At 68.4% G+C, this 21857-nt stretch carries 31 protein-coding genes; 16 read left to right on the top strand and 15 right to left on the bottom strand.

From position 1 onward, the window contains the following. Positions 1–3 precede the first annotated feature (3 nt). The 3 genes from KUG41_RS11230 (at position 4) to KUG41_RS11220 (ending at position 1338) form a co-directional block, all read left to right on the top strand. Complete coding sequence (locus KUG41_RS11230; RefSeq protein ID WP_216904152.1) at positions 4–258, top strand: hypothetical protein; 255 nt, start codon at positions 4–6, stop codon at positions 256–258. A 63-nt stretch (positions 259–321) separates the two neighbouring features. Continuing rightward, entirely contained in the window at positions 322–465 is a 144-nt protein-coding gene (locus KUG41_RS11225) for a chlorophyll a/b-binding protein (RefSeq protein WP_216904151.1), read from the top strand. A gap of 81 nt (positions 466–546) precedes the next feature. After that, on the top strand, positions 547–1338 hold the full coding sequence (locus tag KUG41_RS11220) for a hypothetical protein (protein ID WP_216904150.1): 792 nt from the start codon (positions 547–549) through the stop codon (positions 1336–1338). 33 nt (positions 1339–1371) lie between these two features. On the opposite strand, the gene KUG41_RS11215 is transcribed toward KUG41_RS11220, so the two are convergent. The 3 genes from KUG41_RS11215 to KUG41_RS11205 all read right to left on the bottom strand — a co-directional run bounded on the left by KUG41_RS11215 (position 1372) and on the right by KUG41_RS11205 (position 2947). Next, positions 1372–1584, bottom strand: a complete 213-nt coding sequence (locus tag KUG41_RS11215) for a hypothetical protein (protein WP_216904149.1) — start codon at positions 1582–1584, stop codon at positions 1372–1374. A gap of 106 nt (positions 1585–1690) precedes the next feature. Beyond that, entirely contained in the window at positions 1691–2284 is a 594-nt protein-coding gene (locus KUG41_RS11210; protein ID WP_216904148.1) for a pyridoxamine 5'-phosphate oxidase, read from the bottom strand. A 3-nt stretch (positions 2285–2287) separates the two neighbouring features. Continuing rightward, the gene (locus KUG41_RS11205) at positions 2288–2947 is read right to left on the bottom strand and encodes a class I SAM-dependent methyltransferase (protein ID WP_216904147.1); all 660 of its coding nucleotides are present in this window, start codon (positions 2945–2947) and stop codon (positions 2288–2290) included. A 94-nt stretch (positions 2948–3041) separates the two neighbouring features. Here KUG41_RS11205 and KUG41_RS11200 point away from each other — a divergent pair, with 94 nt between their 5' ends. Then, positions 3042–3434: a VOC family protein gene (locus KUG41_RS11200; protein ID WP_216904146.1), complete on the top strand. Its 393-nt coding sequence runs from the start codon at positions 3042–3044 to the stop codon at positions 3432–3434. On the opposite strand, the gene KUG41_RS11195 is transcribed toward KUG41_RS11200, so the two are convergent. The 6 genes from KUG41_RS11195 to KUG41_RS11170 all read right to left on the bottom strand — a co-directional run bounded on the left by KUG41_RS11195 (position 3421) and on the right by KUG41_RS11170 (position 8589). Then, the gene (locus KUG41_RS11195) at positions 3421–4749 is read right to left on the bottom strand and encodes a cytochrome P450 (protein WP_254217164.1); all 1329 of its coding nucleotides are present in this window, start codon (positions 4747–4749) and stop codon (positions 3421–3423) included. The genes KUG41_RS11200 and KUG41_RS11195 overlap by 14 nt on opposite strands. 28 nt (positions 4750–4777) lie before the next feature. Further along, positions 4778–5686 carry a PfkB family carbohydrate kinase gene (locus tag KUG41_RS11190; RefSeq protein ID WP_216904144.1) on the bottom strand — a complete coding sequence of 303 codons (909 nt, stop codon included), beginning with the start codon at positions 5684–5686 and terminating at the stop codon, positions 4778–4780. Further along, positions 5687–6475: an ABC transporter permease gene (locus tag KUG41_RS11185; RefSeq protein WP_216904143.1), complete on the bottom strand. Its 789-nt coding sequence runs from the start codon at positions 6473–6475 to the stop codon at positions 5687–5689. Next, complete coding sequence (locus KUG41_RS11180; RefSeq protein WP_216904142.1) at positions 6475–7287, bottom strand: ABC-2 family transporter protein; 813 nt, start codon at positions 7285–7287, stop codon at positions 6475–6477. Before KUG41_RS11180 ends, KUG41_RS11185 begins: the two co-directional genes overlap by 1 nt. Then, entirely contained in the window at positions 7284–8267 is a 984-nt protein-coding gene (locus KUG41_RS11175) for an ATP-binding cassette domain-containing protein (protein WP_254217163.1), read from the bottom strand. The genes KUG41_RS11180 and KUG41_RS11175 overlap by 4 nt, the downstream gene beginning before the upstream one ends. Positions 8268–8328: 61 nt before the next feature. Beyond that, positions 8329–8589, bottom strand: a complete 261-nt coding sequence (locus tag KUG41_RS11170; RefSeq protein WP_216904141.1) for a galactose oxidase — start codon at positions 8587–8589, stop codon at positions 8329–8331. Between the two features lie 163 nt (positions 8590–8752). On the opposite strand from KUG41_RS11170, the gene KUG41_RS11165 reads away from it, so the two are divergent. Further along, positions 8753–9580, top strand: a complete 828-nt coding sequence (locus KUG41_RS11165; protein ID WP_216904140.1) for a transglutaminase family protein — start codon at positions 8753–8755, stop codon at positions 9578–9580. Positions 9581–9616: 36 nt separating this feature from the next. Here KUG41_RS11165 and KUG41_RS11160 read toward each other — a convergent pair whose 3' ends face one another. Next, positions 9617–9868 carry a hypothetical protein gene (locus tag KUG41_RS11160; RefSeq protein WP_216904139.1) on the bottom strand — a complete coding sequence of 84 codons (252 nt, stop codon included), beginning with the start codon at positions 9866–9868 and terminating at the stop codon, positions 9617–9619. A 220-nt stretch (positions 9869–10088) separates the two neighbouring features. Here KUG41_RS11160 and KUG41_RS11155 point away from each other — a divergent pair, with 220 nt between their 5' ends. The 8 genes from KUG41_RS11155 to KUG41_RS11120 all read left to right on the top strand — a co-directional run bounded on the left by KUG41_RS11155 (position 10089) and on the right by KUG41_RS11120 (position 15118). Continuing rightward, the gene (locus tag KUG41_RS11155; protein WP_216904138.1) at positions 10089–10418 is read left to right on the top strand and encodes a hypothetical protein; all 330 of its coding nucleotides are present in this window, start codon (positions 10089–10091) and stop codon (positions 10416–10418) included. Positions 10419–10493: 75 nt separating this feature from the next. Continuing rightward, positions 10494–11267: a phycobilisome rod-core linker polypeptide gene (locus tag KUG41_RS11150; RefSeq protein ID WP_216904137.1), complete on the top strand. Its 774-nt coding sequence runs from the start codon at positions 10494–10496 to the stop codon at positions 11265–11267. A 193-nt stretch (positions 11268–11460) separates the two neighbouring features. Then, a complete protein-coding gene (locus KUG41_RS11145; protein ID WP_216904136.1) occupies positions 11461–12417 on the top strand; it encodes an orange carotenoid-binding protein in 957 nt (318 codons plus the stop codon). Between the two features lie 82 nt (positions 12418–12499). Continuing rightward, positions 12500–13204: a fatty acid desaturase gene (locus KUG41_RS11140; protein WP_216904135.1), complete on the top strand. Its 705-nt coding sequence runs from the start codon at positions 12500–12502 to the stop codon at positions 13202–13204. A gap of 149 nt (positions 13205–13353) precedes the next feature. Then, entirely contained in the window at positions 13354–13680 is a 327-nt protein-coding gene (locus KUG41_RS11135; protein ID WP_216904134.1) for a hypothetical protein, read from the top strand. 154 nt (positions 13681–13834) lie between these two features. Further along, a complete protein-coding gene (locus tag KUG41_RS11130) occupies positions 13835–13978 on the top strand; it encodes a chlorophyll a/b-binding protein (RefSeq protein WP_216904133.1) in 144 nt (47 codons plus the stop codon). Positions 13979–14401: 423 nt separating this feature from the next. Further along, a complete protein-coding gene (locus tag KUG41_RS11125; RefSeq protein ID WP_216904132.1) occupies positions 14402–14737 on the top strand; it encodes an RNA-binding protein in 336 nt (111 codons plus the stop codon). Between the two features lie 168 nt (positions 14738–14905). Then, entirely contained in the window at positions 14906–15118 is a 213-nt protein-coding gene (locus KUG41_RS11120) for a hypothetical protein (protein ID WP_216904131.1), read from the top strand. Here the strand turns inward: KUG41_RS11120 and KUG41_RS11115 are convergent. After that, positions 15097–15996, bottom strand: a complete 900-nt coding sequence (locus tag KUG41_RS11115) for a transglutaminase family protein (protein WP_216904130.1) — start codon at positions 15994–15996, stop codon at positions 15097–15099. The genes KUG41_RS11120 and KUG41_RS11115 overlap by 22 nt on opposite strands. A gap of 3 nt (positions 15997–15999) precedes the next feature. Continuing rightward, positions 16000–16374 (bottom strand): hypothetical protein, encoded by a 375-nt coding sequence (locus KUG41_RS11110; RefSeq protein WP_216904129.1) that lies wholly within the window; start codon positions 16372–16374, stop codon positions 16000–16002. Between the two features lie 319 nt (positions 16375–16693). On the opposite strand from KUG41_RS11110, the gene KUG41_RS11105 reads away from it, so the two are divergent. Next, a complete protein-coding gene (locus KUG41_RS11105; RefSeq protein WP_216904128.1) occupies positions 16694–17140 on the top strand; it encodes a hypothetical protein in 447 nt (148 codons plus the stop codon). Next, positions 17137–18015, top strand: coding sequence for a hypothetical protein (locus tag KUG41_RS11100; protein WP_216904127.1), 879 nt, complete (start codon positions 17137–17139; stop codon positions 18013–18015). The genes KUG41_RS11105 and KUG41_RS11100 overlap by 4 nt, the downstream gene beginning before the upstream one ends. A gap of 19 nt (positions 18016–18034) precedes the next feature. Here the strand turns inward: KUG41_RS11100 and KUG41_RS11095 are convergent, their stop codons facing one another. Then, complete coding sequence (locus KUG41_RS11095; RefSeq protein ID WP_216904126.1) at positions 18035–18505, bottom strand: hypothetical protein; 471 nt, start codon at positions 18503–18505, stop codon at positions 18035–18037. 194 nt (positions 18506–18699) lie between these two features. On the opposite strand from KUG41_RS11095, the gene KUG41_RS11090 reads away from it, so the two are divergent. Next, positions 18700–18927 (top strand): Nif11-like leader peptide family natural product precursor, encoded by a 228-nt coding sequence (locus tag KUG41_RS11090; RefSeq protein ID WP_216904125.1) that lies wholly within the window; start codon positions 18700–18702, stop codon positions 18925–18927. Between the two features lie 202 nt (positions 18928–19129). Here KUG41_RS11090 and KUG41_RS11085 read toward each other — a convergent pair whose 3' ends face one another. Beyond that, positions 19130–19576: a universal stress protein gene (locus KUG41_RS11085; RefSeq protein ID WP_216904124.1), complete on the bottom strand. Its 447-nt coding sequence runs from the start codon at positions 19574–19576 to the stop codon at positions 19130–19132. Between the two features lie 40 nt (positions 19577–19616). After that, complete coding sequence (locus tag KUG41_RS11080; RefSeq protein ID WP_216904123.1) at positions 19617–21698, bottom strand: cation:proton antiporter; 2082 nt, start codon at positions 21696–21698, stop codon at positions 19617–19619. Between the last annotated feature and the right edge of the window lie 159 nt (positions 21699–21857).

Here is a 21857-nt window from a genome sequence, read left to right as displayed (position 1 = left end):
GCCATGACGGTCGGTGAGCTTTATCTCGAATCCCTCTCGACGGGTGTCATCACCCCTTCAGAACTCTCCTGGCTGACCCACGGCCAGGATCGCTTCTCCCGCCTCGAGGAGGCCACGGCGCTGCGGCTCGGGCGGCTGCTCGACCAGGGCGACATCCAGCTCGGCTGTCGTCTGCCGTCGATCAGCCCGCTTGAAACGGCGTCGTCCGGCCTGTTCGATGAATGGATCGAGCCCCTTGGCCGACAACGGCATCGCTGAATACCGTCACAAGGCTTCACGATCCTTTACACTCTCTTCAAGTTTCGCAACCCACTCCCCTTCATGACTGACTCCACCTCCCGCTTCGGTTTCGTCGCCTTTGCTGAAACCTGGAATGGCCGACTGGCCATGCTTGGTTTCGTGATCGGCCTCGGCACCGAGATCCTCACCGGCCAGGGCATCCTTTCCCAGATCGGCCTCGGCTGATCCTCCGAAGCCTTCTGCGTCAACGGCCCGGATGGCTCTGCCATCCGGGCTTTGATGTTTGCGGCGATCCCACTTCCTGCCATGGCGCACGCTCTCGTCTTTGTCCTCGCCCCTCAGGGATTGCTGCCCGATGAGGATGTTGCCTGGACGTCCCTGGTGGCGGCCCAGCGTCAGGGGGTCGCCAGCGGAGTGGCCCTGCGCATGTTCCGGGTACCTCCGCACCACGCCGGCACTCTCGATGAGCTGGTCGGCTCTGGTCAGGCCGATGCGAGTGGCGCTGATCCGTTCGAACCCGTTCGCACCGAACCCTGCGAAGGGGAGCAAGCGGAGGTTTCGAATGGTTCAGCCCTGCCCCGTCGAATGATCTGCGATGCAGTGGTTCCCCACATCGATCCCAAGTCTCTGTGGCTGGGAGCCTATGAGCTGACCGGATCGGAGCAGGAAGAGGACATCAGCGTCCATCCGGCCCGGCGCCTGCAGCTGGAACGCATCACCTGTCTGGATCAGTTCCCTCTGAGGGATGCCGATAACGAGACCTGCTGGTTCTATCCCACCGAAAATGGCAACTATCTTTGCTGGGAAAACCGACGGCGCCTTGAATTCTCGCCCGGTTTCCCCGCGGAGCGCAGTCTTCAGCAAGAGCCGATCGCCTACCAGCGCAGTGATCTGAGGCTCCTGTGGTCGCTGATGGCCGACGATCAAGCTCTCACCTGCGTCGGCCTGACCTACCAGAGGCGACGCATCGAATGGCCCATGACCGGTTCCGATCCGGAACCCTTCGCCACCTGGACCGCTTTCCGGGTGGACAGCATGGCGGAGGATACCTACAGGGAGCAAGCCAGCATCACGGTCTTTCCACGTCCGGACAACTGATCGGCTTGTGGAGTGGGGCCTGCCTGTGAGGGATCAGGAGGCTTGTTCGTAGAGCTTCTCGAGCCGTTCACGGCTCAGGTCCACGTACAGCACTTCCTCTCCCTGGGCGGGGGCTTCGGGGTGACGCTGGCGAGGGGCGGGCATGGCGGAGGCGCTGCGCAGGTTCTGCGTCATCAGCGAGAAGGCCCCGCCGGCGATCGCCGCGAAACAGACCAGATAGACGATGGGGAACAGAAACTCGAGCATGGGTCTCACCTTTTCACCCATCTTAATGTAAAGATCTGTTAATCGTGGATGGACGTCCCGGTGGGGCGTGTGGGGACGTTGGAAGCAATGGGCTCAGGCGAGTGGCTCAGGGATTGAGCCACTCCTCCTGCCAGCCCGTCTCCTCCCGCCAGCAGCGGCGCCGGTGCGGGTGACCTTGCAGCTCCAGCAGTTCCACCCGCTGCAGCCACACCCGCAGCAATTCGAAATGCTCCGGCATCGGGGCGCCATCCTGCAGTTCGCGCGGAAATGCCGCCTCCGGCTCCAGCGGTTCTCCGGGAGTGGGCCAGCCCCAGAGAGCACGGGCCCTGGGGGTGAGCGCCTCCCAGTGCCGGCGCAGGGCCAGATCCTCCGCGTCGCCGTCGAGCTGCAGCCGGTGACCCCGCAGCCGGAACTGGCTGCGGGCCCGCGGCAGCAGCCAGCAGAGCTCCAGGGGCGATTCCGCCGTCAGCTCTCCGCTTTTGGCGCTGCGCCGGTCGGTGAGCAGATCAAGGGCCGATGACCCGGCCCAGCAGCGGAACACCAGGGTGCGCACCCGCGGAGTGCCGTCGCTGCCCAGGCTGGCCAGCTGCAGCCAGCGGGCCTGGGGCGAGCGGCCCTGCCGTTCGATCGCCCCGCGCAGCAGGGGGCGCCAGGGGGGCAGGGGATCGGCGGGGCCTGGGGAAGGGACAGACGTCGCCATGGTTCAGACCCGGGGCGCGGGCTTGCTGGCGATCACGGCGAAGAAGGGATCCCCCTGCCCCCCCAGCCAGCCCATCGGGCCTTCCGCCCGCGTCGGCTCGGCGATCTGCTCCGGGGCGGGCCAGCCCTGGGCCTGCAGCACCCGGCTCACGTAGGCCAGGTGATCCCGGTCGCTGCCGTCGGTCCAGATCCGGGGTGCCTTCTGGAAGAACATCCGGTTGGAGAAGGCCACGATCACCAGGCCGCCCGGGCGCACCACCCGAAGCAGCTCGGCGGCCACGGGTTCGGGCCGCTGCAGGTACTGCCAGCCGGCCACGATCAGCACCGCATCCACCGCGGCGTCGGCCAGGGGGAGCGTCTGGTCCTGGTTGAGGTTCTGCAGCCAGTGGCGATCCAGCCGGGGGTTGGCCGCCAGTTCGGCTTCGTTGAGTCCGTGGCCGATCACCTCCTGGTAGCGCACCTCTTCCGGCAGATGGCTCACCCAGCTGCCCATCAGATCCAGCACCACCGCGCAGGGGGGGATGCGCTCCCGGTAGAGGGCCGTGAGCCGCTGGCGGAAGGCCCCGTCCAGGTGCTGAACGAAGCGCGGCTCGGCATAGAAGAGGGCATCGTCGCTGCCGTCCAGCTTGCGCCGCTCCGCTTCGTTCAGCACCTGCACAGCCATGACCCGTCGCCCTCGTTCGCCTGCCATGGTGGCGAGCCGGAGCGCCCGGGCGAGAGGGCGGGCCAGACTCCATCGCAGCCGGAAGCCTCTGCCGATGCGCTCCTCCGCCCCGCGCCGTTCCCTCGTGCTGGCCGCCGACGATCCGGCTGGGCTGGCCCGGTTCTACGGCGCCCTGCTGGAGACAGCCCCCCAGGCGGGCTTCAGCGCCAGCCACTGGCGCCTGCCGTGGCCGGGGGAGGGTCTGCTGGAGATCTACGCCCCCTCCCGGAGCCGGCCCCGCCCCCGGGGGGAAGGCCGGCTGGGCCTCTGTCTTTCCCGATCGGCCGGGGGCTTCCCTCCGCTGGAGGTGCTGAACGCCTGGCTGGACGGTGTGCTGGCCCTGGGGGCCACAGCGGTGGAGCCGCCGCGGCAGGAGTCCTTCGGGGCCGAGTCCTGGCTGGCCGATCCGGAGGGCAATCGGCTGCTGTTGCTGGTCAGCGCCGGCTGAGGCCCACCCGCAGGCCATCGCGGGGCGTGGGCGAGGGAATGATGGCCAGGCTCAGGTCCTGATCCGGCAGCAGCTCCAGATCAAGCTGCTTCAGCAGCCCCACGCTCAGCAGGCGGATCTCCAGCTCAGCCAGGGCCTTGCCGAGGCACACCCGCTCGCCACCGCCGTAGGGCAGCAGCAGGGCCCCGCAGCCGCCGGCCTCCAGATGGCGGCGCGGGCGGAAGGCGTCCAGGTCGGCCTCCGGCGACCCGAGCCGGTGACTGGCCGCGATGCTCACCTGCACCACCCGGTCGGCGGGGATCGCCACCCCCGCCAGGGTGACGGGCCGGCGGGTGTAGCGGAAGAAGCCACCCACGGGTGGGATCAGCCGCATCACCTCCTTCACCACCGCATCCAGCCGCGGTGCCCGGGACGGATCGAAGGCAGTGGCGGCTTCGCCGGGGGCCGGCGGCCAGGAGATCCCCCCCAGTTCCTCCTGCAGCCAGGCCAGCTCCGTCGGATGCTGCAGCAGGCTCAGCAGCAGGCACACCAGCGACGAGGCGGTGGTTTCGTAGCCCGCGAACAGCAGCAGCAACAGCTGTTCCACCACGTCGGCATCCGCCAGGGGCAGGCCCGCCTCATCCAGGCCGCCCGCCAGCAGGTCCAGGCCTCCAGCTGCCTGGGGCCTGCCGGCGGCGGCGGCCTCCTGGGCCCGCGCCAGCACGGCGCCGATGCGCTCCAGCAGCCGCTGGCGGGCCCGCAGGGCCTGGGCGAAGGGGCTGCCGGGCAGGGCCACAGGGAAAGAGAACAGACCCTGGGTCCAGGTTTCGAAATCGAGGAAGAGGGCGTCCCGCTCGCCCGCGTCCAGGCCCAGCACGGGGCCGGCGATCACCGCGAAGGCGAACCGGCGCAGCCGGCCGGCCAGGGCCACCGGCCCCGGGCTGGCCGCCAGGTCCCGGCAGAGGGCGTCGACCAGTCCCACGATGGCCGGGGCATAGCGCCGCAGGGCAGCGGCGGTGAACAGCTGACCCACCACCCGCCGCCGGGCCCGGTGGTCCGCCCCCTGGCGGTTGGCCAGGGACAGGCTGCCCAGCAGCCGGCGGACGCTCTCCGGCCACCAGCCCTCCAGGGCGTCCCCCTGGGCGAACAGGTCCGTCACGGCCTGCTCGCCCCGCAGAAACACCGTGCGCTGGCCCAGCAGCCGCGTTTCCCACAGATCGCCGTGGCGCCGGAAACGGTCGGCGGCGAACTCCGGGTCCCGGAAGAACGCCAGGGTTTCGAGCAGCCCGCTCACCGCCGGCGTGCGCGGCAGGGGGCGGGGCGCGACGGCGTGCAAGCTCAATGGGGACCGGGCGATCGGCCTTTCAGGCTGGCGGATCGCCGCCGGCAGCGCGTTGCCCACCGGCACCCAGCTGCAGCTGGCCCGCATAGGGGCCCCGTCCGTCCAGGCAGGCGGCGCCGCAATGGGCGCCCAGGCTGAGGGCCTGGTGCAGGGGCCAGCCGGCGGCCAGGCCCGTGGTGACCCCGGCGGCGAAGCTGTCGCCGGCGCCGTAGGCATCCAGCACAGGCCGCTGCCGCCCGACGGCGGCGTAGCGCCCCCCTGGGATCAGCACCCCGCCCCGCTCGGCTTCGGTGCCGATGTAGAGCCGCGGCGCAGGCTCCAGATCTCCGGGCCGGTAAGCCTCGCCCGGATCGGCGGCGCTGCCGATCAGGGCATCCAGCGCCACAGCGGCTTCCCGCAGGACCGCCAGGCGCACCCGCGGCGTGGCGGTGAGCACCCGGGCTCGCCGGGCCAGGACCAGGCCGGCGGCGTCGGTGGCGGTGACGAACACCCCATCGCTCCGTTCCAGGAGCTGCCAGGGCAGGTCATCGGCGGCGGTGGCCATCAGCCGCTCGCCGATCACCGTGATCGTGCGCTCGCCGTTCTTATCAATGAAGGTGACCCCACGGCGGGTCGGGGCGTCCCGCCAGGCGATGTGCAGCTCCAGACCCAGCGCCTCGAGCTCCTCGGCGGCCCGTCGGCCGGCCCCGTCCCGGCCCAGGGCGGTGAAGAAGGGCACCCGCTCTCCGCTGAGGCGGGCCATCTGCACCGCCACCACGGCCCCGCCCCCGGCCGGGAGCTCCAGACAGTCGCTGCCGTGGAGAATCTCACCGGCAACCGGCAGGTGGTCGACCGCGACGAAGCTCACCACCTCCACGTGCCCCACCACCGCCAGGGCCAGGGGCGGAAGCGGCGGCAGGGCCGCCAGGGGCAGGGGATGCAGTGGCTCCATTCAGCTGGAGGCGGAGGTGTAGAAGCGCAGGGCGAAGCGCCAGAACCAGCGGCTGGCGGCGATCGATCCGGCGGCCACCGCCAGCCCCGCCAGCAGCCAGGCGCCGGAGGCCCGGCCCAGGATCGCCTCCGCGGGCACCGTGGTGAGGAAGGCCACCGGCACCACGAAGGTGAAGAAGGCCCGCAGGCCCGCCGGGAAGGCGCTCACGGGGAAGCGGCCGGCCACCAGGACGCTGCGCAGCACCTCGGTGGCGTTCCAGATCTTCACGAACCAGATGCTGGTGGCCGCCAGCACGAACCAGAGGCTGTACAGGATCAGCAGGCTCGCGATCAGCATCAGGCCGGCGATCGCAACGGTGCGGGGATCGGGGCTGGCCCCGGCCTTCCAGGCGGCGTAGATGATCAGGCCCGCCCCCAGGCCGATGCCCGGCAGGCCCCAGGGGGAGAAGGTGCGGGCCGAGAGCCAGAACTGGCTGTCGATGGGTTTGAGCAGCACGAAATCCAGACTGCCCGTGCGCACATGGGCCACGATCGTGCTCAGGTTGGGCTGCAGCAGGGTGGTGGTGACCCCCTCCAGCAGGGTGTAGACCCCCAGCACCACCAGGGCCGCCTCCCAGCTCCAGCCCCCCAGGGAGCGGCCGCCGCCATAGAACAGCGACAGCACGAAGACACTGCCCACCAGGTTCCCCGCCGTGGCGACCAGCTCGATCAGAAAATTCGCCTTGTACTCCAGCTCGGCGGTCAGCGAGGCGATCCAGAACACCCGCAGGGTGGTGAGGTAGCGGCCCATCAGGCCCCCATGGCCGAGTAGTGGCGCAGCCCCCGGCGCCACAGCAGCAGGTTGATCGGCAGCAGCAGAGCCCCCCAGGCCGCCACCGCGGCGAAGCTCGCCCCCACGTTCACCGGCTCACCGGCCAGGATCCGGGCAGGCACGTCGACCATGTAGGGGAAGGGGGTCCACATGGCGAAGGCCCGCACCGGCTCGGGGTAGAGGGCCAGGGGCGCCACCAGGCCGGAGAGGTAGAGGTAGGGCAGGTAGAGGAGGCGCTCCAGGGCGCTGGCCTTCTCGCTCCAGAAGCACACCATCGTCAGGGTGAACTGCATCAGGAAGCGCAGGGCGAAGGCCGCCATGGTGGCCAGACCCGCCAGCAGCAGCGCCGGCAACGGCGGCCACCAGAAGGCGGCGGGATAGAGCAGGAAGAACAGGCCCACCAGGGCGACCACGAACGGCAGGCGCGTGGCCTGCTCCGCCAGGTGGGAGGACACGTAGCGCCACACCGGCGCCAGGGGCTGGAGCAGGTAGGGGGACAGGCGGCCGCTGAGGTTGTCCTCCTCGAAGGTGTACATCACCCAGACGATCGTGAACTGGCGCACCACGAAGGCCGCCAGGAAGTAGCGGGCCAGCTGCAGCTGACTCAGGCCCAGCTCGCCACCCACATCGGCGGCGCTCCAGAGGCCCAGCATGATGAAGGGCAGCACCCCGGAGAGGGCCCAGAGCACGATCTCGGCCCTGTACTCGAGCATGTAGGCGTACTGGCTGGAGAGCAGCGCGGTCGCGATGCGGCGGCCATGGGCGAGCCGCCGGTGGCGGGAACCGTTCATGCCAGTGCTCCCTGTCGGAACAGCCGGCCGATGATGTCCTCGATCGGCGGGTCCGACACCGAGAGGTCGACCACGGCCAGGTCGGCCAGCAGCCGTCCCACCTGCTCGGTGAGCCGCTCCCGCGGGATCAGCAGCCGCACCTGGCGCCCCTCGATGGCCTCCACCTCGCCGTAGCCGGCGAAGGCCTCGGCACCCAGGGGCTGGTGCAGCTCGAGACGCACCTCCCGGCAGGGCGCCAGCCGCTGGGTGAGCATCTCCAGGGTTCCGTCGTAGAAGAGCTGGCCCTCATGGATCAGCAGCACCCGCGGGCAGAGGGCGGTGATGTCGGCCATGTAGTGGCTGGTGAGCAGCACGGTGGCTCCGAAGCGGCGGTTGTAGTCGGCCAGGAAGCTGCGCACCCGGGCCTGGGCGTTCACATCCAGCCCCAGGGTGGGTTCGTCGAGGAACAGCACCGCCGGCCGGTGCAGCAGGGCCGCCAGCAGCTCCGCCTTCATCCTCTGGCCCAGGGAGAGCTTGCGCACGGGCCGGCGCAGTTCGTCGCCCAGCTCGAGCATGTCGGCCAGTTCGGCGATGCGGCGGCGGCTCTCCGCCTCAGGGATGCCGTAGACGGCCGCATTGACCCGCAGGGAATCGAGCGGCGGCAGATCCCAGATCAGCTGCTGTTTCTGGCCCATCACCAGGGTGATCCGGCCGAGGAAGTCGGCCTCGCGGCGATGGGGGATCGCGCCGGCCACCTCCACCGTGCCGCTGGTGGGATGGATCAGGCCGGTGAGCATCTTGAGGGTGGTGGTCTTGCCGGCGCCGTTGGCTCCCAGGAAACCCACGAACTCCCCCGGTTCGATCGCGAAGCTGACGTCCTGCACGGCCTTGATCGTGCGTTCGCGGCGGTTCAGGAAGTGGCGCAGGGTGCCGGCGAGTCCGGGCTGCTTGTCGGCGACCCGATAGGTCTTGCCGAGCCCCTGGGCGCGGACGATGGCCATGGGGCGGCACGGGGGAGGGGCAGAGCTCACCCTATCCAGCGCCCCGGGCGGGACGGGCTCCTCAGGCCGCTTCCGGGCACCAGCCGCTCCCGGCATGCCGGGGCTCCAACCAGCAGGGGCAGCGGTGGGTGAGATGGTCGCCGTGGCTGATCAGGGCCTGGTGCCACTGGCAGCTGAGCAGGGGGATGGTGTCGGCCTCGGCGTGGTGGCGGAACCAGTGGCAGGTGAGACAGACGCGGCGGCTGCGGCACGGAAGCAGCTGCTTGGACCCCAGGTAGGGCCAGGAGGCCAGGGTTTCGCCAGCGGGGAGGGAGAGAGACATGGCCAAAGGATGGATACATCTGTACTAGCTCCTTCCGGCTCGGCTGGCCAGCCGGGACGGCGCCGTTTCCGCTCCCGCTGACCGGAGGGCCGATCCTCCCCGATTCCCTTCCAGGCGGGCGAGAATCAGCAATCCGGGTGGTGTCGTCCCCCTTGCCCCCTTCATGCTGATCCGGCTCGGCTGCGAACTGACGATTTCCTGCTGGGCCCCGACGCCGGTGCTGGCCCTGGTCCATCCCCATGCCAGCCGGTCGGAGGATCGGCGCGGTCCCGAACGCCTGTGGCTGAGTCCTGATCGCATCGCTGAGGTGCTCACCGACGCCGACGGCAACCGCGCCTGCCGCTTCATCGCCTCCGCCGGCACCACCACCCTTGGCTTCGAGACCCTGGTGGCCGACGACGGCAGCCCCGATCCGGTGGTCCCGGAGATCGGCGAATGCCCGGTGGGGGCCCTGCCGATCGTCACCTACCCCTTTCTCAATCCCAGCCGGTACTGCGACACCGATCGCCTCGCCCAGGTCGCCTGGGGCCGTTTCGGTAGTGTCCGTCCGGGCTGGCAGCGGGTGCAGGCCATCTGCGACTGGGTGCATGAGCAGCTCCGCTTCGACTACGGCGCCGCCCGCAGCGACAAGACGGCCCACGACGCCCTGCGGGAAGGCCGCGGCGTCTGCCGCGACTTCGCCCACCTGGCCATCAGCCTCTGCCGCTGCCTCAACATCCCGGCGCGCTACTGCACCGGCTACCTGGGGTACACGGGAGTCTCTCCCCTGCCGGATCCGATCGATTATTCCGCCTGGTTCGAGGTTTTCCTAGAGGACCGCTGGCATGTCTTCGACGCCCGTCACAACATCCCGCGCATCGGCAGGGTGCTGATCGCCCGGGGGCGGGATGCGGCTGATGTCCCCTTCCTGCGCTCCTTCGGCGATCACCAGCTCACCGGTTTCCGGGTCATCACCGAGGAAATGGCACCCACTGAAGCCACGACCGGCTGAACCCCTGGCTGGTGGCAGGCAAGCCAGGGTCTGGATTCAGGCCGCCGCGGAGCGCTGACCGATCCAGCCGCTGGCCAGGGCCGCCAGCAGCGCGGCGCCGGCCAGCCCCCCCACCGCCAGGACGGTGAGGGTCTGCAGGACGAGCAGCAGAACCCCCAGGGCAGAGAAGAAGCGGATCTGGATCCGTGACTTGATCAGCAGCACCAGCAGAAGCAGCACCGTGGCCTTGAGGCCGGCCAGGGAGGCTGCTGTGAACGGGCAGAGGGGGCAGGGCGGAGGCAGCGGCATGGGGGAGCTGATCGGTTCATGCATCCTGGCGCGCTGTATGGAGAAATCATGCGCCAGGGATCGGCTCGGAGACGCCGGAGCCGAATCCCCCTACGCTCGGTGACTGAGGAATCCGCGGATCGATTCCTGCCCATCGGCCTCACCACCACGCGACCGGCCAGATCCCCTGCCGAAGGTGGCGAGTCGTGGGTCCGTCAACTTGATCACCGGGAACTCAGCGATGGCCCTGCGTATTGATGAAGCCACTTTTCTGGAAAGAGCATTATCCAGATTCGGTGCCAGATACGATTATTCCGCGGTGATCTACAGGAGCTACCGCAGCCCGATCAAGATCCACTGCAGGGAGCATCCGGTGAGGGAGATCGTGATCACTCCCGAGCGTCATCTTCAGACCACCGGCGGTTGCAAGTACTGTCTGCGTAATTACCGCAATCAGACGCTCGAGCGGGCGCTCAGAATCGATTGTGAGCCCTCCGAGCTGCCCGCACGCCAGCTGCCAATAACGCTCCAGAAGCCGCCCCTGGCCTGCAGCGAAGGTAAAGGTGTGTAAGGAAATGCGCCTGCTTAATCGTTGCCCATTTACATCACGTGTACCTTTTCGGGTCATTCCCCCTCCCTGCCCGCCATGGCACTTCCCCTGCTTGACTCCCCGCCTCTGAGCATCAATGCAAGGGTGCGGAACTTTGCCGTTCCCAGTGAGGAATCCCCTCGCCAGGTCGTCTCCGGCCTGGACAGCACCCTGGAGTCGGTCGATCGGCCCGGTCTCGATGCCCGGATCGAGCAGGCCTACCGCCAGATCTTCTTTCATGCCTTCAAAATCGATCGGGAAGTGGTGCTCGAGTCCCAGCTGCGCCGCGGCCAGATCACGATGCGAGATTTCGTCAGGGGACTGTTGCTCTCCAGGAGATTCCGGGAGGGTTTCTACGAATGCAACAGTAATTACCGGATGGTGGAGCAGCTGGTCGGCAGGGTTCTTGGGCGGCCCGTCTATGGCGAACAGGAACGCATCGCCTCCTCCATTCTGATTGCCCAGCATGGCCTGGCCGCCCTCGTGGACACCCTGCTGGATTCCTCCGAGTACCTCGACGCCTTCGGCTACGACACGGTGCCCTACCAGCGCTCCAGGGTGTTGCCGGGTCGGGCCCTGGGGGCCCTGCCTTTCAACCAGCAAGCTCCCCGCTACGACGCCCGATGGCGTGATGTGAGTGCCAGCCGAACCCCGCGCGGCGGATCCGCCCCATGGGTCCCCGGCACCCCTCGACCTGCCTGGCTGGGGGACCAGCCCTCGCCTCTGGCCCGGCAGGTGTGGCAGGGCCTGGTCACCACGGGTGGGTTTGTGCTCACCGGCTTTGTGCTCTGGACCGCCGCAGCGATGCTCAGCACGGGCTGGGGTGGCTGATCGCCCCGGCCCACACCCGGGAGGCCTGACGCCAGGGTTCGCAGTTGATCTCGGTTGTTGCGAGCTCTGACCCGCTGTGCGGACAGCTACGAAAACGTGCTTGGCTTGGATCAGGAGGTGCCCGCGCCGACGTCGCAGGCACCTCCCATGCTTTAGGTTTTGTAAAGGTTTATTGACCTCCGGAGGTTCAGCCATGTTCACGCTCGAGAAAGCGACCCAGATCTTTCCGGACACCCTGTCGGCCGATGTGGTGCCCGCCCTCAACGCCCGCTACAACCTGCTGAGTGCCGAGGACCAGCTGGCGCTGATCTGGTACGCCTACCTCGAGATGGGCAAGACCATCACCATCGCCGCGCCCGGGGCGGCCCGCATGCAGTTCGCCGAGCCGTTGCTGAACCGCATCAAGGCCATGAACTTCGCCGAGCAGAGCCAGGTGATGGTCGATCTGGCCAACCGGGCCGACACCGAGTTCTGCCGCACCTATGCGATCTGGTCGGTGAATATCAAGCTCGGTTTCTGGTACAGGCTGGGCGAGTGGATGGAGGAAGGGATCGTCGCCCCCATTCCCGAGGGCTACCAGCTCTCCGCCAACGCCGCTTCGGTGCTCAATTCGCTCAAGAGCGTCGATGCCGGCCAGCAGATCACCGTGCTCCGCAATTTCGTGGTCGACATGGGTTTCGACCCCAGCAAGGTGGACGGCTCCCAGCGCGTGGCCGAGCCGATCGTGCTGCCCACCGCTGCTGAGCAGCGCACCAAGGTGTCGATCGAAGGCGTCGACAACCCGACGATCCAGTCCTACATGGATCTGCTCAATGCCAACGACTTTGATCAGCTGATCGAGCTGTTCCTGCCAGACGGAGCTCTGCAGCCTCCCTTCCAGCGCCCCATTGTCGGCACCGATGCCGTGCTGCGGTTTTTCCGTGAAGACTGCCAGAACCTCCAGCTTCTGCCCGAGCGTGGCGTGAGTGAGCCCTCCGATGGTGGATTCACCCAGATCAAGGTGACCGGCAAAGTTCAGACCCCCTGGTTCGGTGCCGGTGTCGGCATGAATGTGGCCTGGCGCTTCCTGCTTGATCCCGACGGCAAGATCTACTTCGTGGCGATCGATCTGCTGGCCTCGCCGGCTGAACTTCTCAAGTTCGCGCGCTGATCACCCCGTCCCTTCCTTCCGACTTCTGCCACCCCGCCTCCGCCCGATGGAGCCCGTCGCCCCTGTCACTCACCCTGCGGTGATGAGCAGGGGCTTCTGGCTCGGCATGCTGATCTTCTGCGCTTGGCTGGTCACCCTCCTTGGGCTGCTGCTGGTCGACCCTCTTCGCTGGTCTCCCCCGGCCCTGCTGCTGGCCGTGGGTGTGCGCACCTTCCTGCAGACGGGACTGTTCATCCTGGGCCACGACGCCATGCACCGCACCCTGGTGCCCGCCCGCCGCTGGTTCAACGATGGGCTCGGACGCCTGGCCCTGCTCCTCTATGCCGCCCTGCCCTACGGCCACTGCCGGCGTCAGCATCTGCGTCACCACCGCAGCCCTGGCAGCGTCCGTGATCCCGACTTCCGCTCCACCAGCAGCGATGGACCGCTCCTCTGGTACGTGCGTTTCATGGGGAACTACCTCTCGACGGCGCAACTGCTCCGGCTGCTGCTCACCTGGGCGGTGGTGGCGCTGGCCCTTGCCAGGACAGAGCCCCTGCGGGCCACCAACGTGATGATCTTCTGGATCCTGCCGCTGGTGCTGAGTTCCTTCCAGCTCTTTCTCTTCGGCACCTATCTTCCCCATCGTCATGGCGTGTGCCCGGGAGAGGACGACAACGGGGTCCGGAGTCTGCCGTGCTCATGGTTTCTCTCCCTGCTGGCCTGTTATCACTTCGGTTATCACCGGGAACACCATGCCTGCCCCACCGTCCCCTGGTTCCGGCTGCCCCAGTTGAGCAATCGTTGAGCATTCAGAGAAGACACTGAGCAACCGCTGCAGGTCGCTGTTCCGTCAGGTCGGTCGACCGCTCCGGTGCCCCGCCGAGATCGCTCCGCTGAACGGCTCGCGCCCGCTCCTGGGACCACGGTAAGGTCGAAATGTGATTGATGAGAACAATGGTGAGTGTGGTGGCGGGCTGGACAGAGCTCGAGCAGGACATCGCCCGCCGTGCCTTCGACAGGGCCCACGCCCGGGCCGTCGCCGGCATCGTCCAGGCCGTCCAGGCCCAGGTCAGCAACCTGGAATCCGCAGAGCAGTGCTGGAAGCTCCATGACTTCCTCAGCATTCAGCGCCACGAGGTCGAAGGTCGTTTTGACTTCCGGCTCCCGGGGCTGTTGTTCGTTTTTGCCAGCCTGGTGAAGGACGGCCTGTTGCAGGTCGATGAACTCGAGGGGCTGGACCGGGAGAAGCTCAGCAAGATCGCCGCAATGGCGAAAATGTGAGAGAGGTGGATCCTCTCCAACAGCTCCTCAGGATCTGCCTGCCGGGAGCCACTTGCGATTGATCGCGCGATGGTTCGGATATCCCCCCCAGCGGCACCAGGGCCGACGCAACAAAACGTGTTAAGGTTTGTAACGTCAGCCCCGAACAAGCATTATGACCACCACCGACTCCCGCTTCGGCTTTGTTGCCTTCGCTGAAACCTGGAATGGCCGTCTGGCCATGCTCGGCTTCGTGATCGGCCTCGGCACCGAACTTCTCACCGGCCAGGGCATCCTTTCCCAGATCGGTCTGGGCTGATTATTTCTTAAGCTCCATCCCGGTATTGGCGGGACTGTTGATTCTTCTGACCCCAGTCTGATCGGCTGGGGTTTTTTGTGGATTTCTCCACACCTTCGGTTCGGCTTCGAAGATTGCATCCCGCTGAAATTCCTGCAGCAATCCGTCAATCCTTTCTGTTTTGCCCTTCACGGCCCTGTTTGCTGGCCAGTCGTTGAGGCCAGTGGCTGCAGGGTCTCCGGGCTGTTGAACGTGCTGATCGGTCCGCTGCCGCGGAAGGGCACGCTGGCCCGGTCATGGCCTTCCATCCCCGCGGGTTCGGTCCTCCCTCCTGAAGGGGCACGCGGGTGGATGTAGGCTTCTGGGGATTCCAAGATTTCTCTCCAGCAAGCTCATCACTTTCTAGTGAGCTGTCGAAGGATCGGTTCATAGTTTTTTCGGTTCATGACCATTTACATCGGGAATCTTTCCTTCGACGCCGAAGTGGAAGATGTTAAGAATCTTTTTGCTCAGTATGGCGAGCTTCGCCAGTGCACCCTTCCCCTTGACCGCGACACCGGCCGCAAGAGGGGCTTCGCTTTCGTTGAGATGACCAACGACGCCGATGAGACCAAGGCCATCGACGATCTCCAGGATGTGGAGTGGATGGGACGCAGCATCCGGGTCAACAAGGCCGAACCCCGCACTGGCGGCGGCGGCGGCGGCGGTCGTTCCGGCGGCGGTGGCTACGGCGGTGGCGGTGGCGGCTACGGCGGTGGCGGTGGCCGCAGCCGCTACTGATTCGCCGGGCCTGAGGCCCAGTCCATGCATCAACCGCCCCGCTCTCCGGGGCGGTTTTTTTCTGCCCGAGGCCCCCGTGCCTCCAGTCCCCGGTGGGGTCTCCGGCACGGATCGAAAGACACTCTGCTGCTGCAGCGTTTCGAGGCTGTCGGGGAGCAGATTGGGTCCATGAGTGAACCCCGCCCGCGCGGCTGCTATCGGGTCCGACCCGCCGACCAGAATGAGACCACGGTCCCGAACGACGTCCAGGGCCCCCTCTTCGACCAGCGCGACGAGGCGGAGCGCTACGCCCAGAATCTGGCCCTGGCCCGCCATGCGCCGGTGATCGTCGAGAAGCTGGCGCCGGCGGGTTGCTGGCTTCAGCTGGGCATCGTCGGCTGAGAGGGCGATGTCCCGTCCAGCCCTTCGAGTTCGGGGCCGGCCTTGAGCTGGATCCGGTAGGAGAGGCTGGAACCGACCCCGGTGCCCCTGTACCGGCCGCTCACCGGTGCCGCCAGGTGATGATCCGGAGCGGCGGCCAGCACCACGTGGCCATCGGCGACGGCCAGGCCCAGGCTGGGATCGAATCCCCTCCAGCCGCCCCCCGGCAGGTAGGCCTCGGCCCAGGCGTGCAGTTCGTGCTCGCTCACCTCGGGGGGATGGTGCATCGAGTAGCCGCTGACGAATCGGGCCGCCAGCCCCTGGCTGCGGCAGGCCGCCACGAAGAGCATGGCTGTGTCCCGGCAGGCTCCGGTGCGGGTCGCCAGGGTCTCGGCCGCCGTGGTGGGTTCCCCATCCAGGCGCCCGATGTGATGGAAGCCGTGGTGGATCTCATCGGCCATGGCACTGAGGAAGGCCGTGGCCGAGCCGTTGACCCGGTGGGCGAGGCCCCCGGCCCAGGCGACCACCCCGGGATCGATGTGATCCCCGTGGCAGCCGGCCAGGGAGCGGGCCTCCGCCGATGGATAGGTCACCGGCAGGTGCTGGGCCTCCGGGTGGGTGACGATCCAGTCGAAGGGGTTGCTGCGCAGGGTTTCCACGAGCATGTCGACCTCGATCACCAGCCGGTCGCGTTCCTGCTGGAACCAGGCGACCGCGGCGTCAGTCCCGTCGGGCTCGAGCACCCGGGTGAGGCCCGCCGCCGGCTCCACCAGCCGCAGGCTGTGCGCCAGCAGGCGCTGGCTGCAGTCCTGGCGAGGGGTCAACCGCAGGGTCATCGGCTCCAGGAAGACGGGCCGCTCGTACTGGTATGTGAGCTGGTGCTGGATTCGGAAGAACATCGCTCAGCCCATGGCCTCACGCAGGGCGTCCTGGAAGCCGTCGTCGATCACATAGGTGCGGAGCGGCTCCTCGCCCAGGTCCTCGACCAGGGGAAATAAACGTACCGAGAACCAGGCTTCGAACAGTTCCAGACTTCGGGGGTGGGGCCAGCGGCTGCGGTCCCGGCACCAGAGATCCAGTTCGGCGGTGAAGATCTGCCCGTAACTGTCGAGCAGCCTGTCCTGCGCTTCCAGTTCGCTGTCATAGGTGGGGATCAGGTAGAGGCTGTGGTCCTCCCCCAGCCCCTCCATGTCCTCACGGGTCCAGAACGGTCGGGTCCAGTCGACCATCGGCTGCCGTGGTGCCACCGCGATCGCACAGCGGTTGAGAACGGCCATCGAAGGCTTTTCAGTGGCTCCTGAACGCTAGCGAGCCAGGGGAGCAGGGGCATGGGCGAAAGCCCTGAACCCCGCCGGCAGCAGGACAGCGGAGCACCGCCGCTGACCGGGCTACGTTCCATGGCGTGAAGGTTGTCAAGGCAGCTCAGGGCTGGCCACCCTGGGACTGACGGAGTTCATCCCATCGCCGCTCCATCCCATGCCCCAGCACCGGCCGAACCATCCCGTCCACGGTTGCTGTAGGGGCGTCCTCCCCCCCTGGCCCATCCCGGCTGGGGGCGCGATCATTGCCGGCCTGACGGTCGCGGGCCTGTGCTCAGTGCTGCCCGCTGCCGCCGCCCAGCCGGTTCCGGCCGCCCGGGTGCTCTACACCCTCTCCACCGAGTGCCGTCTGCAGGGCGAAGCGCCGATCCCCTGCACGGTGGAGGCGGTGGATCAGGGAGGGGCCACCCTCTATCGCCACCGCATCGGCCGCAGCATCGAAACCGTGCGTATCACCGATGAACCGGTGACCATGGCGATCTGGGCGAACGACAGGAAGGAGTGGCGCCCCCTGCGCGGCGCGGCGGCACGCTTCTCCACCAACACGATCTGTTTCAACGGCCGGGAGCTCTGCGTGGTCAACCCCAACTACCTCAACAGCGTCCGGGAGGACCGCGCCAACACCCGCCTGCAGGGTCGTGATCTGGTGATGGTGCACTTCGGCAGTGACGGCCGGGTGGATGCCAGTTGTTACGACGACGCCTGCGCGTTGCTCCTCAAATGAAGATCTCCGCGGGACTCGCGCTGCTGATGGCCGGTGTGCTCGTCGCCCCGGTGGGTGCGGCCCCGGCGCTCGAGACCCCTTCCGCTTCAGTCACTGTCCAGCTGATCGCCCGCGGCGGCGGGGGCCGTGGCGGTGGGGGTGGCCGAGGCCGGGGCGGCGCCGGCAGGGCCGGTGGGGGATCGGCCGGCCGCAGTGGCTTTCAGGGTTCCGGCGGCGCCGGTGGTCTCAACCGGGGCACCACGAGACCCAGTGGTGGTTGGAGCAGCGGCGGGTCCGGCAGGGTGGGGAGTCCCTCGCTGGATCGTCCGGCGACCCGCCCCGGAGGCACGGCGGGGCTCAGCAGGCCTGGCGGGAGCGGATCCATCAACCGCAATACCAACGTCAACCGCAATACCAACGTCAACCGCAACACCAACGTCAACGTCAACCGCAACTGGAGCCGCAGCGTCAACGTCAATGCCTACGCCGTCAGGCCGGGCTGGGCCCGTCCTGGCTGGGGGGTGGCCCGCCCGTGGAACCACGGCTGGTATGGCGGCTGGGCCACCCCCTCCTGGGGCTGGTGGGGCGCCAGGGCGGCCGCCTGGGGCGTGGGAACCCTGGCGACCGCCGCCATCATCAACAGCGCGGTGGACGCGGCCGTGGCCGGCAACCAGACCACCATCGTGGTGCCCAACACCGACTACCAGCTGCTCTACGGCACGGTTCAGCCATCGGGGACCTATGCGGTCTCCTTCGACGTCAGTGCCGACGGCGCTGTCTACCAGCTCTCGGCGGACTGCCAGAGCGGGCTGCTGAATGGACAGGAGCCCCGGACGGCCCAGGAGGCGGAGCTGCTCAATGCCGCCTGTCAGGTGGCCTACGGAGCCGCCTCCTGAGCTTGGCAGTGTCAGGACCTCACCAGGAGAGGGGAGGCCGCTGGGCACCGATGTTGCAACCGAGCTGCTGGCCCACCAGGGCGCCGATCGGCACGGCCCAGGCGCGGCCTTCCTGACGGGAGGCGGCATAGCCCAGGCTGCCGCCCAGGATGCCCCCCACCACCCGGCCCACGGTGCAGCGCTGCTCGTTCTGGGCCTGGATGTAACCGGGATTCAGGGGAACGGCACCCTGGTAGCGGTTGGCGTCGTAATCGGCCCGGTAGCCGCCTCCATAGCCGCCGCCATAACCCCCGCCGTAGCCGGAGGGGCTGGGCAGGGTGCGCACCGGATAGGGGCCCCGACGGCTGTCGACAGCCTGGGGATAGCCGTAGTAGGGCTGGTTCCAGGGACCGGCCCAGGCCTGCAGGGGAGTGGCCAGGAGTCCGAGGGCACCGGTGGTGCCCAGCAGGCCCACCAGGCGGCTGGAAGGGCGACGAAGGATGGTCTTCATGGTAGTTCGCGTTGTGAGGAGCGACCCCGTGGACGGGGATGACTTCAATCAAGCGAGGCTCTGTGACCCAGCCATGAATGGAACCCTGTGGAAGTCCGACAGGATGTGACTGACGCCCTTGCATCGCTTGCTACTCCACCCCTGGTCAGATCGCTCCGTTCTTGCCAGGGTGAGTGGATCGGTGGGAGAACCCGATGAGCTGGAGCGAGCTGGAGCGGCTGGTCGAGGAGGCCGAGACGGACGAGGTGATCCGGCGCGGACTGCGCCATTGCCGGTCGAGCCCGGAGCTTCTGCTGGCGGCCCGCCGGCTGGGATTCCGGGTCACCCGGGTGGATCTGCAGCGGGCCTGGCAATTGCATCAGCGCGGTGAAGCCCCGGCCCCTCGGCAGGCGGAGCGGAGGCTGGAGCATCCCTCAGGCTGATCGCCGCATGGCCCGGTTCCCATGGAGGATCATGGCGCCGGACTCCCGGCCTGGATCAGCACGATCGGCTTGCTCAGGTCCACGTCCCGTGCCGCTGAGAGGAACGAGCGGGGGGCACCGATCCATTGCAAGTGGATGACGAAGCTGGGCTGTGGGCCCCCGGGTCGTCCCAGGTGGGTGATCAGCTCCCCCCAGTCCATCTTCAGCGGTACACCAGCACCGGACAGCGGGACTGGACCAGCACCCTCTGGGTTTCGCTGCCGATCAGCAGCCCCACCAGCCCGCGCCGGCCGTGGGAGGCCATCAGGATCAGATCGCAGCCCAGCCGGTTGGCGGCCTCGACGATGGCCTGGTGGGGCAGGTCACTCATCACCCGCTCGGCGTCGGCGTTGATGCCGGCCTCCCGGGCCACCGCCAGGGCGTCCTCGAGAATGCGCTCCACGTCCTTGTGGCTGGCGCTCATCAGGGCCTCCATGGTGACGGCATCGAGCATCTCCCCCAGCCCCACCAGCTGCACCGGCACGCTGGCCTGGGCATGGAAGAAGGTGATCCGGGCCCCCAGGGCAGCAGCCAGCTCCACGGCGTGCCGCACGGCCCTGATCGAGAGATCGGAGCCGTCGCTGGGCACCAGCAGGTGGCGATAGGACATGGGAGCGGCTCAGCTGGGTTCTGTCTAGTCAAGCCCCGGATCAGTGCAGCGGGTCGCTGATCACCAGGGCGGAGCAACGCAGCCGCCGCAACAGGCTGGTGGCCTGGTCGCTGGCGGGAATCGGCAGTCCCTCCACCAGGCGCCGCAGGGAGCGCAGGATCACCAGGTCGTGGTGCTCGCTGCTGCGCTCGATCGCCTCGGACACGCTCTGGCCGGCCTGGAGGTCCAGGGTCACCGGCACGCCTCCCCCGCGCCTGGAGCCCTCCGGGATCCAGCCCTGCAGCTGCACCGCCAGCTGCTCCCGCTCCGCCTGGGGCAGCCAGGGGTCATGGACGTGCAGCAGGGTGATGGCGGCGCCGTCGCCGGCCTGGCGGCCACTCAGCAGCCGTTCGGCCAGCTGGAACTGTTCCAGGGCGCCGGCGGAAAGGTCCTTCACCGGCACCAGCAGACGGCGGAAGGTGGCCGGATCCTCGCTCAGCCGGGCCATCACCACCGGACAGTGGGCCTGACGGCAGATGGCCGCCACCAGATCGCCGAACAGCCAGCGGCCCAGCCGGGGCCCGGAGGCCACTCCCACCAGCACCAGGTCGGCGCCCTGTTCCAGGGCCGCCCGGGCGATGCCGCCGGGCACGTCGTTGTCGACCCTCAGCAGGGAGCGGCTGGGCACCCCCGCCGCCGCCGTGATGGCATCGGCCCGCTCCAGCAGCCGTCGCCCCGTGGCCAGGGCCCGGTGCACCCCCGGCCCAGGCCCCCGACCCGCCTCGGCCTGGCGCGGCGACACCACCGAGAGCGGCAGCACCGTGCCCTGCAGGCCCGCGTCGCCATCGATCAGCCGGCCTGCCAGCACCAGCAGGTGTTCCTCGCCACGGGCCTCCCGGATCGGCACCAGCACCCGCAGGGCCCGACGCACCAGGGCCAGCTGGCCGCTCTCCTGGAGGCTGAGATCCTGGGCCCGGCGGGTGGCCATCCGGGTCATCGCCATCGCGGTCATGATCGGACCCAGAGTCGCGGTCACCACCATCAGCGCCAGCACGCTGTTGAGCATGCGTTCATCCAGCAGGCCCTGGCGGAAGCCCACGAAGGTGGCGGCGAGGGTGGCGGCCACCTGGGGCAGCGACAGGGACCAGAGGGTCAGCATCTGGGGCCCGTCGTAGCGGTAGAGCAGCCCCGAGAACCAGGAGGCCAGGCCCTTGCTGGTGATCAGGGTCAGGATCAGGGCGATGGCGAAGATCGAACCGGTCATGGTGCTCACGAACACCGGCAGATCGAGCAGCAGGCCGAGATCGATGAAGAACAGGGGGATGAACAGGTTCGCTCCCACCACCACCACCTGCTCCTTGACGCGGCCGTCCGGCAGCACCCCGTTCACCGCCAGGCCGGCCAGGAAGGCCCCGACGATCTTCTCCACCCCCACCAGCTCAGCCCCCACCGCCGCCAGGAACAGGGCCAGCAGCACCGCCACGAACAGGCGGCTGTCGTTGTCGACGCTGCGGCGGATCAGGCTGCGCCCCAGCAGGCGGATCAGCAGCAGCACCGCCCCGGCATAGACGGCCACCTTGAGCAGCAGGGCGATCACCCCCGGCGCGCTCAGCTGGCCCCGGCCGAGGCTGACGCAGAGGGCCAGCACCACCAGGGCGGCGATGTCGGTGAAGATCGTGCCGCCGATGGCCACCGTGACGCACTCCTCACGCATGGCGCCGAAGCTGCGCACGATCGGGTAGCCCAGGGGCGTGTGGGAGGCCAGGATCGAGCCGATCAGCACGGCGCTCACGGCCGGGTAGCCGTAGGCGAATCCCAGCGCGCTGCCGGCCAGCATCGGCAGGGTGAAGGTGAGCAGCCCGAAGCGGAAGGAGCGGGCCCGGATCCGCTGGAACTCTCCCAGGTCGATCTCCAGCCCGGCGATGAACAGCAGGTAGATCACCCCCACGTCGGAGAGCAGCCGCACGGTCTCGTTGGTGGAGGCCAGCCAGCCGAGGGCGTGGGGGCCGATCGCCACCCCGGCCAGCAGCAGGCCCACCAGATCCGGCAGCCGCAGGGGCCGCAGCAGGGGGGGCACCACCACGCTGAGCACCAGCAGCAGGGCGAAGATCGCCAGGGGATTGGCGGCCAGAAAGGTGCCCACGGGACTGCGGAGGGAGATGAAGGGAGCGTCCCCGTCTTCCTAGGAGCGACCGGGCCGCTGATCGGGTCCGTGCGGGTTCTCGTAACGGGTCCGTGCCGGTGCTCCGCTCCCCCGGGCCGGGCCCCGATCCTCCGGAGCAGGTCGCAGCCCAGCAGAATC

Origin of the sequence: Synechococcus sp. CCY 9618 (assembly GCF_019038415.1) — a bacterium.
Taxonomy (GTDB): Bacteria; Cyanobacteriota; Cyanobacteriia; order PCC-6307; family Cyanobiaceae; genus Cyanobium.
This window is presented reverse-complemented; position numbering and strand designations above follow the sequence as displayed.

Bases quoted from the DNA above. Each gene is read 5' to 3' on its own strand.
- KUG41_RS11140 (WP_216904135.1), top strand. From the start codon at position 12,500: ATGAGCAGGGGCTTCTGGCTCGGCATGCTGATCTTCTGCGCTTGGCTG.
- KUG41_RS11170 (WP_216904141.1), bottom strand. From the start codon at position 8,589: ATGTCTCTCTCCCTCCCCGCTGGCGAAACCCTGGCCTCCTGGCCCTAC.
- KUG41_RS11100 (WP_216904127.1), top strand. From the start codon at position 17,137: ATGAAGATCTCCGCGGGACTCGCGCTGCTGATGGCCGGTGTGCTCGTC.
- KUG41_RS11120 (WP_216904131.1), top strand. From the start codon at position 14,906: ATGAGTGAACCCCGCCCGCGCGGCTGCTATCGGGTCCGACCCGCCGAC.
- KUG41_RS11190 (WP_216904144.1), bottom strand. From the start codon at position 5,686: ATGGAGCCACTGCATCCCCTGCCCCTGGCGGCCCTGCCGCCGCTTCCG.
- KUG41_RS11200 (WP_216904146.1), top strand. From the start codon at position 3,042: ATGCGCTCCTCCGCCCCGCGCCGTTCCCTCGTGCTGGCCGCCGACGAT.
- KUG41_RS11110 (WP_216904129.1), bottom strand. From the start codon at position 16,374: ATGGCCGTTCTCAACCGCTGTGCGATCGCGGTGGCACCACGGCAGCCG.
- KUG41_RS11180 (WP_216904142.1), bottom strand. From the start codon at position 7,287: ATGAACGGTTCCCGCCACCGGCGGCTCGCCCATGGCCGCCGCATCGCG.
- KUG41_RS11125 (WP_216904132.1), top strand. From the start codon at position 14,402: ATGACCATTTACATCGGGAATCTTTCCTTCGACGCCGAAGTGGAAGAT.
- KUG41_RS11215 (WP_216904149.1), bottom strand. From the start codon at position 1,584: ATGCTCGAGTTTCTGTTCCCCATCGTCTATCTGGTCTGTTTCGCGGCG.
- KUG41_RS11230 (WP_216904152.1), top strand. From the start codon at position 4: ATGACGGTCGGTGAGCTTTATCTCGAATCCCTCTCGACGGGTGTCATC.
- KUG41_RS11150 (WP_216904137.1), top strand. From the start codon at position 10,494: ATGGCACTTCCCCTGCTTGACTCCCCGCCTCTGAGCATCAATGCAAGG.
- KUG41_RS11145 (WP_216904136.1), top strand. From the start codon at position 11,461: ATGTTCACGCTCGAGAAAGCGACCCAGATCTTTCCGGACACCCTGTCG.
- KUG41_RS11185 (WP_216904143.1), bottom strand. From the start codon at position 6,475: ATGGGCCGCTACCTCACCACCCTGCGGGTGTTCTGGATCGCCTCGCTG.
- KUG41_RS11155 (WP_216904138.1), top strand. From the start codon at position 10,089: ATGGCCCTGCGTATTGATGAAGCCACTTTTCTGGAAAGAGCATTATCC.
- KUG41_RS11165 (WP_216904140.1), top strand. From the start codon at position 8,753: ATGCTGATCCGGCTCGGCTGCGAACTGACGATTTCCTGCTGGGCCCCG.
- KUG41_RS11085 (WP_216904124.1), bottom strand. From the start codon at position 19,576: ATGTCCTATCGCCACCTGCTGGTGCCCAGCGACGGCTCCGATCTCTCG.
- KUG41_RS11205 (WP_216904147.1), bottom strand. From the start codon at position 2,947: ATGGCTGTGCAGGTGCTGAACGAAGCGGAGCGGCGCAAGCTGGACGGC.
- KUG41_RS11090 (WP_216904125.1), top strand. From the start codon at position 18,700: ATGAGCTGGAGCGAGCTGGAGCGGCTGGTCGAGGAGGCCGAGACGGAC.
- KUG41_RS11160 (WP_216904139.1), bottom strand. From the start codon at position 9,868: ATGCCGCTGCCTCCGCCCTGCCCCCTCTGCCCGTTCACAGCAGCCTCC.
- KUG41_RS11135 (WP_216904134.1), top strand. From the start codon at position 13,354: ATGGTGAGTGTGGTGGCGGGCTGGACAGAGCTCGAGCAGGACATCGCC.
- KUG41_RS11175 (WP_254217163.1), bottom strand. From the start codon at position 8,267: ATGGCCATCGTCCGCGCCCAGGGGCTCGGCAAGACCTATCGGGTCGCC.
- KUG41_RS11220 (WP_216904150.1), top strand. From the start codon at position 547: ATGGCGCACGCTCTCGTCTTTGTCCTCGCCCCTCAGGGATTGCTGCCC.
- KUG41_RS11130 (WP_216904133.1), top strand. From the start codon at position 13,835: ATGACCACCACCGACTCCCGCTTCGGCTTTGTTGCCTTCGCTGAAACC.
- KUG41_RS11225 (WP_216904151.1), top strand. From the start codon at position 322: ATGACTGACTCCACCTCCCGCTTCGGTTTCGTCGCCTTTGCTGAAACC.
- KUG41_RS11115 (WP_216904130.1), bottom strand. From the start codon at position 15,996: ATGTTCTTCCGAATCCAGCACCAGCTCACATACCAGTACGAGCGGCCC.
- KUG41_RS11210 (WP_216904148.1), bottom strand. From the start codon at position 2,284: ATGGCGACGTCTGTCCCTTCCCCAGGCCCCGCCGATCCCCTGCCCCCC.
- KUG41_RS11095 (WP_216904126.1), bottom strand. From the start codon at position 18,505: ATGAAGACCATCCTTCGTCGCCCTTCCAGCCGCCTGGTGGGCCTGCTG.